At 69.1% G+C, this 13362-nt stretch carries 18 protein-coding genes; 9 read left to right on the top strand and 9 right to left on the bottom strand.

Translation table 11 applies throughout. The features are described 5' to 3' along the window. The first annotated feature begins 1 nt into the window (after position 1). Positions 2-796, top strand: coding sequence for a DeoR/GlpR family DNA-binding transcription regulator (locus AB0N61_RS13210; RefSeq protein ID WP_167948193.1), 795 nt, complete (start codon positions 2-4; stop codon positions 794-796). Positions 797-894: 98 nt separating this feature from the next. Here the strand turns inward: AB0N61_RS13210 and AB0N61_RS13205 are convergent, their stop codons facing one another. The 6 genes from AB0N61_RS13205 to AB0N61_RS13180 all read right to left on the bottom strand — a co-directional run bounded on the left by AB0N61_RS13205 (position 895) and on the right by AB0N61_RS13180 (position 3458). Beyond that, positions 895-1068, bottom strand: a complete 174-nt coding sequence (locus AB0N61_RS13205; protein ID WP_167948192.1) for a CsbD family protein — start codon at positions 1066-1068, stop codon at positions 895-897. A 93-nt stretch (positions 1069-1161) separates the two neighbouring features. Beyond that, positions 1162-1776, bottom strand: coding sequence for a hypothetical protein (locus AB0N61_RS13200; RefSeq protein WP_363364698.1), 615 nt, complete (start codon positions 1774-1776; stop codon positions 1162-1164). Continuing rightward, positions 1773-2357 carry a DUF6286 domain-containing protein gene (locus tag AB0N61_RS13195; protein ID WP_363364695.1) on the bottom strand — a complete coding sequence of 195 codons (585 nt, stop codon included), beginning with the start codon at positions 2355-2357 and terminating at the stop codon, positions 1773-1775. Before AB0N61_RS13195 ends, AB0N61_RS13200 begins: the two co-directional genes overlap by 4 nt. Beyond that, positions 2354-2749 carry a hypothetical protein gene (locus AB0N61_RS13190; RefSeq protein ID WP_363364694.1) on the bottom strand — a complete coding sequence of 132 codons (396 nt, stop codon included), beginning with the start codon at positions 2747-2749 and terminating at the stop codon, positions 2354-2356. Before AB0N61_RS13190 ends, AB0N61_RS13195 begins: the two co-directional genes overlap by 4 nt. After that, positions 2749-2937 carry a DUF2273 domain-containing protein gene (locus AB0N61_RS13185; protein ID WP_363364693.1) on the bottom strand — a complete coding sequence of 63 codons (189 nt, stop codon included), beginning with the start codon at positions 2935-2937 and terminating at the stop codon, positions 2749-2751. Before AB0N61_RS13185 ends, AB0N61_RS13190 begins: the two co-directional genes overlap by 1 nt. Further along, entirely contained in the window at positions 2934-3458 is a 525-nt protein-coding gene (locus AB0N61_RS13180) for an Asp23/Gls24 family envelope stress response protein (protein WP_167948187.1), read from the bottom strand. The genes AB0N61_RS13185 and AB0N61_RS13180 overlap by 4 nt, the downstream gene beginning before the upstream one ends. A 114-nt stretch (positions 3459-3572) precedes the next feature. Here AB0N61_RS13180 and AB0N61_RS13175 point away from each other — a divergent pair, with 114 nt between their 5' ends. Both AB0N61_RS13175 and AB0N61_RS13170 read left to right on the top strand, forming a co-directional pair. Further along, positions 3573-3713, top strand: coding sequence for a hypothetical protein (locus AB0N61_RS13175; protein WP_363364690.1), 141 nt, complete (start codon positions 3573-3575; stop codon positions 3711-3713). A gap of 10 nt (positions 3714-3723) precedes the next feature. After that, positions 3724-4629, top strand: coding sequence for an SDR family NAD(P)-dependent oxidoreductase (locus AB0N61_RS13170; protein WP_363364688.1), 906 nt, complete (start codon positions 3724-3726; stop codon positions 4627-4629). Between the two features lie 14 nt (positions 4630-4643). Here the strand turns inward: AB0N61_RS13170 and AB0N61_RS13165 are convergent, their stop codons facing one another. Then, positions 4644-5174, bottom strand: a complete 531-nt coding sequence (locus AB0N61_RS13165) for a DUF1269 domain-containing protein (RefSeq protein ID WP_363364687.1) — start codon at positions 5172-5174, stop codon at positions 4644-4646. A 287-nt stretch (positions 5175-5461) separates the two neighbouring features. On the opposite strand from AB0N61_RS13165, the gene AB0N61_RS13160 reads away from it, so the two are divergent. Genes AB0N61_RS13160 through AB0N61_RS13150 form a run of 3 tightly spaced genes read left to right on the top strand, consistent with a single transcriptional unit; the run spans position 5462 to position 9623 of the window. Then, positions 5462-6910 (top strand): anaerobic C4-dicarboxylate transporter family protein, encoded by a 1449-nt coding sequence (locus AB0N61_RS13160; protein WP_363364685.1) that lies wholly within the window; start codon positions 5462-5464, stop codon positions 6908-6910. 31 nt (positions 6911-6941) lie between these two features. Further along, positions 6942-8297, top strand: a complete 1356-nt coding sequence (locus AB0N61_RS13155) for a M20/M25/M40 family metallo-hydrolase (protein ID WP_363364683.1) — start codon at positions 6942-6944, stop codon at positions 8295-8297. 30 nt (positions 8298-8327) lie between these two features. Further along, positions 8328-9623 (top strand): APC family permease, encoded by a 1296-nt coding sequence (locus tag AB0N61_RS13150; protein ID WP_363364681.1) that lies wholly within the window; start codon positions 8328-8330, stop codon positions 9621-9623. Here the strand turns inward: AB0N61_RS13150 and AB0N61_RS13145 are convergent. Further along, the gene (locus AB0N61_RS13145) at positions 9574-9981 is read right to left on the bottom strand and encodes a DUF4406 domain-containing protein (protein ID WP_363364679.1); all 408 of its coding nucleotides are present in this window, start codon (positions 9979-9981) and stop codon (positions 9574-9576) included. The two genes, AB0N61_RS13150 and AB0N61_RS13145, sit on opposite strands and share 50 nt — an antisense overlap. Before the next feature lie 67 nt (positions 9982-10048). Here AB0N61_RS13145 and AB0N61_RS13140 point away from each other — a divergent pair, with 67 nt between their 5' ends. After that, positions 10049-10798: a DeoR/GlpR family DNA-binding transcription regulator gene (locus AB0N61_RS13140; protein ID WP_363364677.1), complete on the top strand. Its 750-nt coding sequence runs from the start codon at positions 10049-10051 to the stop codon at positions 10796-10798. A gap of 24 nt (positions 10799-10822) precedes the next feature. On the opposite strand, the gene AB0N61_RS13135 is transcribed toward AB0N61_RS13140, so the two are convergent. Next, positions 10823-11494 (bottom strand): GPP34 family phosphoprotein, encoded by a 672-nt coding sequence (locus AB0N61_RS13135; protein WP_363364675.1) that lies wholly within the window; start codon positions 11492-11494, stop codon positions 10823-10825. Between the two features lie 160 nt (positions 11495-11654). Between AB0N61_RS13135 and AB0N61_RS13130 the strand changes: the two genes are divergently transcribed. Beyond that, the gene (locus tag AB0N61_RS13130; RefSeq protein WP_363364674.1) at positions 11655-13037 is read left to right on the top strand and encodes an APC family permease; all 1383 of its coding nucleotides are present in this window, start codon (positions 11655-11657) and stop codon (positions 13035-13037) included. Continuing rightward, positions 13024-13248, top strand: coding sequence for a multidrug transporter (locus tag AB0N61_RS13125; protein WP_167948178.1), 225 nt, complete (start codon positions 13024-13026; stop codon positions 13246-13248). Before AB0N61_RS13130 ends, AB0N61_RS13125 begins: the two co-directional genes overlap by 14 nt. Positions 13249-13362 lie beyond the last annotated feature (114 nt).

Genomic DNA, 13362 nt, shown 5'->3' with positions numbered 1-13362 from the left:
CATGACGAAGCCCGCCTCTGCCGCATCGACGCCGCTCATCCCCGAGCAGCGCCGCGAGCTGATCGTCAAGCACCTGCGCCGCGAGGGCGTGCTGAGCTACCGACAGCTCACCGACCTCCTGGGGGTCAGCCACATGACCATCCGGCGCGACATCTCGGTGCTCGAAGAGGCCGGCCGCGTGCTCGCGACGCCCGGCGGCGCGAAGATCGCCTCACGGCTGGTCACCGAGCCGACGCGCTTCGAGAAGGCTCGCCAGGACGTGGCCGAGAAAGACGCGATGGCCCGTCACGCGGCATCCCTCGTCACGGAGTCGATGACGATCTATCTCGACGCCGGCACGACGATCCAGGCGATGCGGCCGCATCTCGAGGGCATCCGCGATCTCACGATCGTGACGAACGATCTCGCGATCATCGCCGCGTTCCTCGACCACCCGACCGCCGACATCATCGCGATCGGCGGCCGCGTCGAGAAGGCCAACCAGTCGACGACCGGCCGCCTGGCAGCCCTCACCCTGCATGAGCTGTCGATCGACATCGCGTTCCTGTCGTCGTCGTCGTGGGATCTGCGCCGGGGCGTCACCACGCCGACCGAATCGAAGATCGCCCCCAAGACCGCGGCGCTCGAGAGCGCCAGCGAGACGGTTCTCGTCGCCGGCAGCTCGAAGTACGGCACGTTCGGGCGTTACCGTGTGCTCGACCTCACCGATCTCGACATGATCGTCACGGATGCCGGGCTCAGCGATGCCACCGCGGCGGGGATCGAAGAGCTCGGCGTCTCGGTCGTTCGGACCTAGGCGTCGTCTCGCGGGCGCGAGCCCGACGGCCACCGGGCGGCTCACACAGCAACGGGCGGATGGAGCGTGACACCGCTCCATCCGCCCGCGCCGGGGTCTTACTCTTTGAACGCGTCCTTGACGTTCTCGCCGGCCTTCTTCGCGTCGGCCTTGACCTGGTCGGCCTTGCCTTCGGCGACGAGCTTGTCGTTGTCGGTCGCGTTGCCGATCGCTTCCTTCGCCTTGCCGGCGATGTCCTGAGCGGCGTTCTTGATCTTGTCATCGAGTCCCATGAGGAGCTCCTTTCGTGAGGGTGATCGTGACGACGGGGGGATTCCCGACGTCTTATCGCCGTTGCATGTCGCGACCGACGATAAGTTCCTGTGTCACGACAGTCGCCGCTGATCGTGCGCGAGCCGCGCCCGCAGACCGGTGTGGATCGAGACGTAGGTGGCGCTCTCGCGGCCGGTCAGGGTGGCGAGGTTGGTGAGCAGCCTGTCGATGTGATCGACCAGCTCCCGCGGGTCGGTGTTCTGGCGGGGCGTGACGGCCACGTGCAGCACCGGCTCGCGACGGATGTCGTTCGCGGTGACCTGCGACGACAGGATCTCGGCTCTCCCGTCGAGGGAGTTCTTCACGGCATCCGACACGAACGATTCGGTGACCGTGACGCGTCCGAGCGGGTTCTGCGCTCCACTCGAGCGGAGCGCGGTCTTCGACCTGCGGCCCGAGACGCTGAAGAGGGCGACGACCAGCAGCACGATCACGACGAGGATCGCGGCCACCGCTGCGATGCCGATCCACGAGAGGCTGCCCCCGGCGATGGCCGTCGCGGCGATCGCCTGATCGAGCCACGAGCGGGCGTCGGTGCCTGCCGACGTCCAGATGTCGGAGGCGGTCGGCCAGCTCATGATCGCGATGCCGAGGGCGCCCAGACCGAGGAAGAGCAGTCCGATGACCAGCAGCAGGGTGCGGTTCAGTGCACGGTTGGTGTTGTTCACAGCTCGTCCTCCTGCTCGGCGGGGCGCTCGATGCGCACTCGCGTGCGGACACTCCTGGTCAGTCGATAGGTCTGCAGCTCCGCCTCGGCGGCCGACTGCACGGCGGCCTTGTCGAGGGGGATGCCGGCGCCCGGTCGCACGGTCACGTCGACGCTGCGGTGACCCACGCCGACGGTGATGTTCTCTCGTGCCAGACCCGTCGCCTCCGAGAGGTGCTGGGCGAGGGCGCTGGCGATCACGCCGTTGTCGACGACGACGGCCCGGTCGCCCGCCTCGAGGGTGTGCCTCGACAGGCGCCCCGGGGTGACGGCCAGCACGATGAGCACCACCCCGATCACCGCGAGCACGACGCTGCCCGCGATCACGAGCCCGGCGGGCTGCGCGGTGGGCAGACCCACCAGCCATCCGCCCGCCGCGGCGGGACCGAGCAGCAGCGCGGGCTGCGCCGCGAGGCTCAGCACGATCTCGAGCCCGATGTATGCGAGGGCGAGGATGAGGAGGATGACCGCGACGAACATCGCGACCGTGCGCGGTGAATGGGTCTCGCGTCGGACGACGCGACGAAGAACCGGGGTGCTCATCGCACTCGTCTCCTCTCGGGGATCGTGGCACCGGTGATGGTGAGGATGATGCGGGTGACGTCGCGTCCGAGAAGACCGCTGAGAGTCGTCGCCAGCTGCTCCTGCAGCTCGCGAGCGCGGTCGAGCACGGGGACGCTCTGGGAGATCGCGACGGTGTCGTCGAGATCGGGCACGGGAAGCGGAGTCGCGATGCGCACCGCGATCCCGCCCGGGTGCTCGGTGACGTCGACCTTCACGTCACCGCGCGGCACACCGATCAGGGTTGCGGACGCCTTCTCGGTGACCGTGCGGTAGACGCGTTCTTTCACGTCGATGCGCCCAGGGACGGTGGCCTCCGCGGTGGCGGCCCGCGCGGGGCCGCCACCGGCGGCGAGGTGCTGGTCGACGCGCATCAGGAGGTGCGCCGCCCTGTGAGGGCGTCCGCGAGACCGCGGACGTCGATCTTTCCGGAGGCGATCCGGCCGATCACGGCTCCGATGCCCGCGAACAGGGCCATGAGGAGGAATCCCCAGAACCCGAACAGCAGAGCGGCCAGGGCCAGCAGTGCGCCGATCAGCGCGCCTGTGGTGGTGGGGGTCATGAGACTCGCGACTCCTCGTTCTCCTGGCTGTCATCGCCGGGCACGTGCACGTCGTTGACCTCGACGTTGACCTCGACGACCTCGAGACCGACAAGTCGGCTGATCGCCCCCGCGACGGCGGCGCGGACGTTGCTCGCGACCTCTTGGATGGGGGCGGGGTACTCGACCACGATCGTCAGGTCTGCGGCTGCCTGCGTCTCGCCGACCTCGACCTTGACGCCCTGCGCGAGGTCGGTCGCGTTGATCACATCGCGGATCGCACCGAACGCGCGTGCTCCCCCGCCGCCCAGCGCGTAGACGCCGGCGACCTCACGAGCGGCGATGCCTGCGACCTTGGCGACCACGCCGTCGGCGATGACCGTCTTGCCCGCGGCGTCGGAGTCGGCGGGGATCCGCGACGTCGAGAAGGACGACGAGCGATCGACCCGCGAGCCCGAGGCGGCCGGCTTCGACGCGGCGGAGGTCTGAGCGAGCTCCTTCTCGGCGGGGCTGGTGGGGGTGTTCTGATCCTGAGTTGCCATGACCAATCCTTCGTCTCACGATGTGCCGGACGGACCGCGGTGGCCTCGTCGGGAGCGTGTGTGGGTCGCTCATGGATAGGACGAGCGCCGAGCGGGATTCGTCACAGATTCGTCGTGACCTCGTCGATCGCGGCCACCGGCGACCTCGCCGCGGTCACGGGCGACGACATCATGCGGCGCACCGAGAGCATCCTGGCGGCGCGCGGTTTCGCGACGATCATCCGCACGGCCGATCGCGTGGGCATCACCGCCTAGGTTGGAGGGCATGCCCGCCTCGCCCCTCGCGCTCCCCGATCTCGCCGGCCGTACGATCCTCGTCACGGGGGCGAACGCGGGCATCGGCTACTGGTGCGCCGAGATCCTCGCCGCGCACGGCGCCAGGGTGCTCCTCGGATGCCGGTCGGCCGAGCGCGCCGAAGTCGCGGTCTCGTCGATCCGCGCGCACGCGTCCGGCGCCGACCTCCACATCGTGCCGATGGATCTCGGGTCGCTCGCGAGCATCGCTGCCGCCGGCGCCTCGCTCGACGAGCGGATCGACGCGGTCATCTGCAACGCGGGGGTCAAGGCGGCAGACCGCGATGCCCGCACGGCCGACGGTCTGGATCTGATGATCGGCACGAACGTCGTCGGGCATTTCGCGCTGCTCGCGCAGCTCGAGCACCTGCTCGCCGACGACGCGCGTGTCGTGGCCGTAGGATCGCTGGCCCATCGCTTCGCCGAGATCGACCCCGCCACTCTCTCCGCCCCGTGGAGCGGCCCGTCGCTGCGGCAGTACGGCCGCTCGAAGGCGGCGCTCATGGCCTTCGCCTTCGAGCTCGCGCGCCGGTGGCGCGGCACGGCCCGCTCAGCCCTGTGCGCGCACCCCGGCTATGCCGTCGACCCGCTCACGCCCCGTCGTCCCGGCCTCGCCGACGTCTCGTCCGTCGCGCGAGCGCTCGCCGCACCGAGCCGCCTGGTCGTGCAGGGCAAGGACGCGGGCGCGGCGCCGATCGTGCATGCGGCGGTCGCGGCCGACGCCACCGGGGGCGACTACTGGGGGCCCGGCGGGCTTCTGGAGTTCCGCGGCGCGCCGGCGCGGGTCGCGGCGAGCGCGCAGGTGCGCTCGGTCGATGTCGGGACGGAGCTGTGGTCCGTGCTCGAGCACCTGTCCGGCACGCGGTTGGCGACCTGACGGCGGCCCCGGCGTCACTCGTACGCGCCCTCTTCCTCCTGCTCGAGCTTGTCCCTGTCCACCGCGAGTTCTCGCCGTGTCAGCTGCGACGCGTGCTCGAGCGACGACTCGACCTCGTCGGCATCCTCGGGTTCGACCACCAGCACGATCCCGGCGCTTCCGGCGCTGAGAGTCTCTCCGATGGCCTCGAGGTCCTTCGACGGAGACTTGCGCGAGATATGTCCCGCGATCGCACCGAGACCCGCCCCGGAACCTCCCGCGACCGCCACGGCGGCGCCGAGGGCCACCGCCGGGAACAGCGCGGCGGCGATGCCCGTGGCGATGCCGATCTTCAGGCCCCGCCTCGTGCCGCGGTGCGCGTCGCTCTGTGCGCGCTTGACCACGGTGAGCTTGCCGTCCGTGGCGCGTCGGATGAGCGCGGCATCGAAGAACTCGTGTTTATGGCTCGAGTCCCCGAGGTGGTCCACGAGCTGATCGAAGTCGGTCTCCGCCGACGATTCGTCTTCGTACTGAGCGGCGATCGCCGCGTACTGCGTATCTGTCATCTCATCGCTCCCTGTCAGGCAGCGGCCGTGCGACCACCTCGCCGTGTCGGCATCCATGGTTCGTTCACGCGGAGCGATCCCGCAAGCACTGCCGTCCACCGGAGGCCGAAAATCATCCAGATGGGGTGACTCCGGCGCGACGGGCCGAGTTCACCCTCACCGCATGATGCGAGTGCTCGACGCGGCGGCGTAGCTTCTGGTCGAGCGTGCGTGGGGCGGTGTGTCCCGCGGGCCGCAGCGACCAGTCCGGCCGCTGGGGCGCACGAAGCCTGACGGAAGGATCAACCGTGGATTACCTCATCGTGGGTCTCCAGGCGTGCGTCGTCATCGGCGCGATCGTCATGGGCGTCCGGACGGGCGGCCTGGGTCTCGGACTCTGGGGTGTGGTCGGCACCGTCATCCTGGTCTTCGGCTTCCAGCTGCCGCCGGGATCGATCCCGGTCGACGCGTTCTTCATCATCATCGCGGTCATCACCGCATCCTCGGCGATGCAGGCGGCGGGCGGCATCGACTACCTCGTGTCGATCGCGTCGAAGATCATCCAGGCCAACCCGAAGCGGCTGACGTACGTCGCGCCGCTCGTGGCCTTCGTCTTCACGGTGCTCTCCGGGACCTCGAACATCTTCCTGGCGCTGATCCCGGTGATCTACGAGACGTCGTATCGCAACGGCCAGCGCCCCGAGCGCGCGCTGGCCGCCTCGACGGTCACCTCCGGCCTCGGCATCACGGCCAGCCCCGTGTCCGCGGCCATGGCCGCGTACATCGTGCTCATGGAGGGCACCGGATACGGCCTGCCGCAGATCCTGCTGATCACCATCCCGGCGGCGATCGTCGCGTGCATCGCCACCTCGTTCGTCCAGCAGCGTCTGGGCAAGAGCCTGCTGGACGACGAGGAGTTCCTCCGTCGCGTCGAGGCGGGAACGGTCGAGGTGCCCGCGGCGCTCGAGGCCGAGTACGCGGCGCGCACAGGATCCGGGCGCGTGGCGTCGGGATCCACTCCTCCCACCGTGGTCGCCGACAAGGGACGACGTGCGGAGTCCCGAGGCGCCAAGCCCGTCATCATCGAGCATCCGGTGCCGAAGGGGGGCATGACCGCCGCGATGATCTTCGTCTCGGGAACGATGCTGATCGTCCTGTTCGGGCTCTTCCCCGGTCTTCGTCCGGCGTTCCCCGACGAGGAGGGCACGGTCGCCGCGATCGGCATGACGACGATCATCGAGATGGTCATGTTCACGGTCGCCCTCGCGATCATCCTCGCCCGACGCGTCAAGCCGGCCAGGGTCGTCGAGCAGCCGCTGCTCCGGGCCGGTTTCACGGCAGCCGTGGCGCTGTTCGGAATCGCCTGGATGGCCGATACGTTCATCGCCGCGAACCAGGAGACCATCATCCAGCCGCTCGGCGAGCTGATCAAGACCAACCCCGTATGGCTGGCCGTCGCACTGTTCATCGTCTGCGGTCTCACGACCAGCCAGTCGGCGACCACCAACACGCTGATCCCGATCGCGCTGGCCGCGGGCCTCGCCCCCGGCGTCGTCACCGCACTCTGGCCCTCCCTCATCGGCGTGTGGCTGTTCCCCGCGAACGGCTCGCAGATCGCCTCGGTCGAGACCGACCTCACCGGCACGACGAAGCTCACCCAGGTGCCGATCTGGCACTCGTTCACGATCCCGATGCTGGTGTCGTGGGTGGCCGTCGTGATCGCCGGCCTCCTGATCCAACTCGTCGTTCCCGCGTGAACACAGATCACCGTCAACCGAAGGACACACCATGACCGATTCCGCTGACCTCAAGACCGCCGTCGCCCAGCTGATGCCGGACGTCATCCGACGACTCGAGGGACTCGTGCGGATCCCCTCGATCGCCTTCCCGGGGTTCGACGAGGCGCCCGTCCGCGAGATGGGCGCCGCAGTGGTCGATCTCTTCCACGCCGCGGGGATCGACGACGCCCGCCTGCTCGACGTCCCCGACGGGTATCCCTGCGTGTATGCCGACGTTCCCGGTCCGGCCGGATCGCCGACCGTGCTGCTGTACGCGCACTACGACGTGCAACCCGCCCCCGCGAGCCAGAACTGGACGAGCGAGCCGTTCGAGCCGGTCACGAAGGACGACGGCCGCATCTATGGCCGAGGTGCCGCGGACGACAAGTCAGGACTCGTCATCCACTACGGCACGCTGAAGGCGCTCGGCGCCGAGCTGCCCTGCAGCCTCAAGATCCTCGTGGAGGGCGAGGAGGAGACCATCTCTCACCTCGAGGCCTTCGTCGAGGCCAATCCCGAGCTCTTCCGAGCCGATGCCTTCGTGATCGCCGACATCGGACCGCAGCGCGTAGGACGGCCTGGTCTGACCACCGCGCTCCGGGGTGATGTCGCGTGCACGGTCACGGTGCGCACGCTCGCGAACCCGGTGCATTCCGGGATGTTCGGCGGGGCCGCCCCCGATGCGATGACCGCGATGATCCGGGTGCTCGATTCCCTGCACGACGACAACGGTGACACCGTGATCAGCGGGGTGGACAGCGCGCAGTGGGACGGCGCCGACATGGATGAGGACGTGTACCGCGAAGGGTCCTCCATCCTTCCCGGCGTGGAGTTCCTCGGCACGGGGAGCCTGTCCGACCGGATCTGGGCGAAACCGTCGGTCACCGTGCTCGGCATGGACCTGCCGAACACCGCGGAAGCGTCGAACGTGCTGCTGCCGGAGGTGACGGCGAAGCTGTCGATGCGCATCGTTCCGGGCTCCGACGGAGACGCTCAGCTCGAGGCGCTGATGGCGCATCTGCGGGCTCAGCGCCCCTGGAACTGCGAGGTCGAGGTGCAGAAGGTCAAGGTCGGACACGCATTCTCCGTCGATCCCTCGCACCCCGCCATCACTGCGGCGGAGGCCGCGCTCGCGGACGCCTACGGAGCGCCGGTCGAGAACATCGGCAGCGGCGCCTCCATCCCACTGGTCGCATCGCTCAAGAAGGTGTCGCCGGATGCGGCGATCCTGCTCTGGGGCGCGGAGGACACCGCGCAGTCCCGCATCCACGCCTCCGACGAATCGGTCGACCCCGCGGAGATCGAGCGGATGATCACCGCCCAGACCCTCTTCATCCGGAACTTCGCCGATTCGGCGCGGTCCTGACGACGACGTGAGAGCGACAGGAGGACGCCGGTGAGCTCACCCGAGGCGTTGAAGCGCATGACCGTTCTGCAGGCCACCTTCATCGGCGTGGGCTCGATGGTCGGCGCCGGCATCTTCGCCCTCCTGGGTGCGGCCGGCGCCGTCGCCGGCTCGGCGGTCTGGGTCTCGTTCCTCATCGCGGGCATCATCGCCGCTCTCCAGGGGTATTCGTTCGCCAAGCTCGGCGCGACGTATCCGTCCGGCGGCGGAATCCTCGCCTATCTGTCGAGGGGGTTCGGCCAGGGCCACCTCGCCGGGATCGGTGCATGGCTGTTCTTCACGGCGGGCTCCATCGTCGTCGCGATGATCGCCACCTCGTTCGGCGGCTACGCCAGCGCCGTCGTGGCCGACGACAGCGCCTTCTGGGCGAAGGTGTTCGCGATCGCGCTCATCCTGGTCATGTCCGCGCTCAACGCGGTGGGCTCCACGGCCGTCGCGCGCGTGCAGTCCGTCATCGTCGTCGTCGTGCTGGTGATCCTCTCGGTGTTCGCGGTCGTGACCATCGCCAACTGGGATCCCTCCCTGCTCTCCCCCGCGGGGTATCCCGGCGTTCAGCAGATCATCGCCAGCGTGGCACTGACGTTCTTCGCCTTCCTCGGCTTCGGCGTCATCACCTTCACCGCGAAGGACCTCCCCCACCCGGCCAGTCAGCTTCCGAAGGCCATCTACTTCGCTCTCGCGATCGCCACGACGATCTATGTCGCCGTCTCGCTCGGCGTCTTCGGCACCCTCACCGCCGACCAGGTCGTGGAGTACGGCGCGACTGCGCTCGCCGAGGCCGCCAAGCCGACACTGGGCCAGGCGGGGTACGTCCTCATGGTCATCACGGCGCTCTTCTCGACGACCGGTGCCGTGAACGCGGGGCTTTACCCGTCCATCGGCATGACGGCCCACCTCGCCTCGGTCGGCCAGTTCCCGCCGGCCTTCGGGCGATCCGTCGGCCGTTTCCCTGTCGGCCTGCTCGTGATGGCGGCGCTGGCGATCATCCTCGTCGTCGGTTTCGACCTCAACAAGATCGCGTCGATCGGCAGTGCGGTGGCGCTGCTGGTGTTCTCGGCGGTGTCCATCGCGCACCTCCGGCTGTTCCGGGAGACCGGCGCACATCCGCTGATCCTCGTGATCGGCCTGATCGCCACGCTCGGCACGTTCATCGTCTTCTGCACGACGACGCTCGTCAACGAGCCGGCGACGGCCATCGCTCTCGTCGCGATCGTGGTCATCGCCGTTCTCGTCGACATCAGCTGGAAGGCAGCCGCCCGCCGTTCGGCTCATCCGTCGCCCTCGTGAGCCGCCCGTCCGGGATCTCGTCGAGCGACCGATACACCGGCAGGCCCCGCTCGAGGGCGATCTCGACGTCCTTGTCGGCACCGGCCGAGTCGCCCGGCAGGCGCAGCACGGCGTCGCAGTGCTGCAGCAGGCGGCGGGCCGTCTCGTACATGACGTCGCCCTCGGCGGCATCCGTGTCGTCCATGCCTCGCAGGACCGGCAGCGCGACCCACTCGCCGATCATCGGCACATGGCCGAGGCGGTGGATGGGGGCCGCGGCTTCTTCGAGGATCTCGAGGTTGCGGGCGATCAGGGCGGGGTCGCCGCCGGTGCCCGAACGGTAGGGGCCGGCGATCAGGATCAGCAGTGGTGTGTTCATGGAGAAGACTGTAACGTTAACCGTGCAAGAACGTGCAACTTCGTGAATCAACAGGACGAGGAGTCGGATGCTGAGCGCACAGCGCAAAGACCACCTGCGGCAGATCCTGCGCAGGGACGGCCGGGTGGTGGCGAAGGACGTCGCCGCCGACCTCGGCGTCTCGGAGGACTCGATCCGCCGCGACCTGCGGGAGCTCGCCGACGCGGGCGAGCTCGTCCGGGTGTACGGCGGCGCCCTGCCGATCCCGCCGGCCGACCGCCCTGTCGACCAGAGGGCGTCCCTGGCCACCGAGAGCAAGGAGCGGGTCGCCCGCCGCGCCGTCGGACTGATCCCGCTGAACTCGACGATCGTGCTGGATGCCGGAACGACGACGCTCGCGATGACCCGGGTGCTGCCGCACGGGGCCGACCTGACCGTGATCACCCCCAGCCCGACGATCGCCCTCGCCGTGGCCGAGCACTCCGACGCTCGCGTCGTGATCATCGGCGGCGAACTCTCGCGCTTCTCGATGGTCGCGAGCGGTCCCCTCGCGATGGAGGCGGTGCAGCACCTCGCCGCCGATCTGTTCTTCCTGGGGGTGACGGGCATCGACCCGGTGCACGGACTGACCACCGGCAACCTCGACGACGCCGCCACCAAACGCGCCATCGCCGCGCGCTGCACCCAGACCTACGTCCTCGGCAGCGAGGAGAAGATCGGCGCGACCTCGCGCTGCCCGGTGCTCGACCTCGACGCCGTCTCGGGTCTCGTGGTCGACCCCCACGACACGAGCCCTGTCATCGGCGCCCTCGCGGAGCGTGTGTCCGTGCTGCGGTGACGGGCGCTGCCGCTCCGACCCGAATCAGGTGATGGTCGCCGCCACGATCGTCGGCGTCATGACCGCCACCAACGCGGCCGTGATCGCATCGTTGACGGCCTTGGCGACGGCGCTCCCCGCCTGCGATCCCGCCGTGAGCTGCTCGATCCGCTTCTTGAGGTCGCGCGCGGACGCACCGCCGCACTCATCCCGCAGGATCGCGTGCGCGGCGTTGAGATTCTGCAGGATCGCCAGCAGCGCCAGGTCGGCCTGCGCCGGAGCACCGGTTCCGGCGAGCACTGCCGCGAGCCGCGCCCGCAGCGCCCGCTCGGGCGTGGCATCGGACTCGGGAGTTCGCGCCGAGCCCCAGCCGAAGAAACCCCGCTCGCCGCGCACGAGGACGCCCTGCACGATGAGGGACTCGACCACGACCTCGAGCGGATCCAGCTTGGGGCGCACGACGATCGACTGCAACCGCTTGCCGCGCAGCGGCACGAGGCGCTGCAGTGTCGTGTCCAGGATCGGATTGCCGGTCGGCTCGGTCGACACGACCTCGACGACGGGGTTCTTCTCGTCGGTCATCGAGATGCGCCCGTGCAGGGCGAGGTCGACGATCACGGCCGCGACCTCGGCGTACAGACGATTCACGCTCACCGCGCTCTCGACGCGGCCGTCGGGCCGGAGAAGCAGCATGTGGAGTTCCTCGACGATCAGCATGCATCCACGCTATGGCGGACCGACTCGCTGCGACATCCCCCGGACGGATGATTCCCGGGGTGGCTCGTGCTCCCCCCACACCTGTGAAGAGCCTGTGCGGCACGCATCGCGTCATGTCAACCCCGTCGCCGTGCAGCCCGCGACTTCATAGGTTGCGGGAATGACTTCCGACTCTGCCACGACGCCGGAGGAACCCACTCGGCTGCGTCGTGCCATCACCGGCCCCCTTCTGTTCGCGTTCATCCTGGGTGACGTGCTCGGCGCCGGGATCTACGCCCTGATGGGGGTGCTCTCCGAGAAGGTCGGCGGGATGCTGTGGGCTCCGCTGCTTCTCGCCCTGCTTCTCGCCCTGCTGACCGCGGGGTCGTACGCCGAGCTGGTGACCAAGTATCCGCGCGCCGGAGGGGCATCCGTCTTCGCGGAGCGCGCCTTCCACAGCCCCGTCGTCTCGTTCCTGGTCGGCTTCAGCATGCTGGCCGCGGGTGTGACGAGCGCCGCGGGCCTGGCGATCGCCTTCGCCGGCGACTACCTCGGCACCTTCTTCGACCTGCCGACCATTCCCGTCGCGATCGTCTTCCTCGCGATCGTGGCGGCGCTCAATGCCCGCGGCATCCGCGAGTCGCTCGGCGCGAACCTGGTGATGACGGCGATCGAGCTGAGCGGTCTCGTGATCGTGATCGTCGTGGTCGGCGCGTTCGTCGTCGGTGGCGGCGGCGACGCCTCGCGGCTCACTCAGTCGCCCGAGGGGACGCCGGTCGCCCTGGCCGTCCTGTCGGGAGCGGTGATCGCCTACTACTCCTTCGTCGGTTTCGAGACCTCGGCGAACATGATCGAAGAGGTCAAGAACCCTCGGCGCACCTACCCGCGAGCCCTGTTCGGCGCCCTGTTCACCGCCGGCGCGGTGTACGTGCTCGTCGGCGTTGCGAGCTCGATCGCCCTGCCGGCATCCGAGCTGCAGGAGTCGAGCGGGCCGCTGCTGTCGGTCGTCGAGGCCGCGGGCGCCAGCATCCCGTCGTGGCTGTTCAGCCTGATCGCCCTGGTCGCGGTGGCCAATGGCGCACTGCTCACGATGATCATGGTGAGCCGCCTGACGTACGGGATGGCCGAGCAGAACCTGCTGCCCGCCGTCCTCGGACGAGTGCTGCCGAACCGCAAGACCCCGTGGGTGGCGATCCTCACCACGACGCTCGTCGCGATGGGGCTGACTCTGGTCGGTGACCTGGCGACGCTCGCCGAGACCGTCGTCCTGCTGCTGCTGTTCGTGTTCATCAGCGTCAACGTCTCGGTGCTCGTGCTGCGGCGCGACCGGGTCGAGCACGATCACTTCCGCATCTGGACGGTCGTCCCCGTGCTGGGCATCGCCTCGTGCATCCTGCTGCTCAGCCAGCAGCGCCCCGTCGTCTGGCTGTTCGGCGCGATCCTGCTGGCAGTCGGCGTCGTGCTGTATCTTCTCGCGCGCTGGGGCCGCAACCGCTCGGACGGGCAGAGCCACGACGCAGCCGCGTCATCCACCACCACGAAGGAGAACCATGAGCACGCCTGACCTCACCCCTGACGCCGACGACGCCATGACGAGCGAAGAGAAGCGGCACGACCAGCTCACCGCAGCACCGGATGCCACCGAGGCCGACGCCGCGCCGCGCATCGAGGTCTCAGAGCACGACGGCAACACACGCATCGACATCCTTCCGGATGCCGCCGTGCGGCCGGGCCCCGGACCCGGGGTCGAGATCGACGACGAACCCGAGCAGTAGGCGGCGCCGAGCGGGGAGCACGGGCGGGAGTCGCGTGATAAATCGGTATGCCGGTATATCACAACATTCCTGGAAAAGCAAGACCTGAGCGTATGCTGACTCCGAGGCCGACTC

The organism is Microbacterium sp. NPDC089320 (genome assembly GCF_040684875.1).
In the GTDB taxonomy this organism is placed as follows: domain Bacteria; phylum Actinomycetota; class Actinomycetes; order Actinomycetales; family Microbacteriaceae; genus Microbacterium.
The sequence above is the reverse complement of the archived record's forward strand: the minus strand, read 5'-3'. Positions and strand labels throughout refer to the sequence as shown.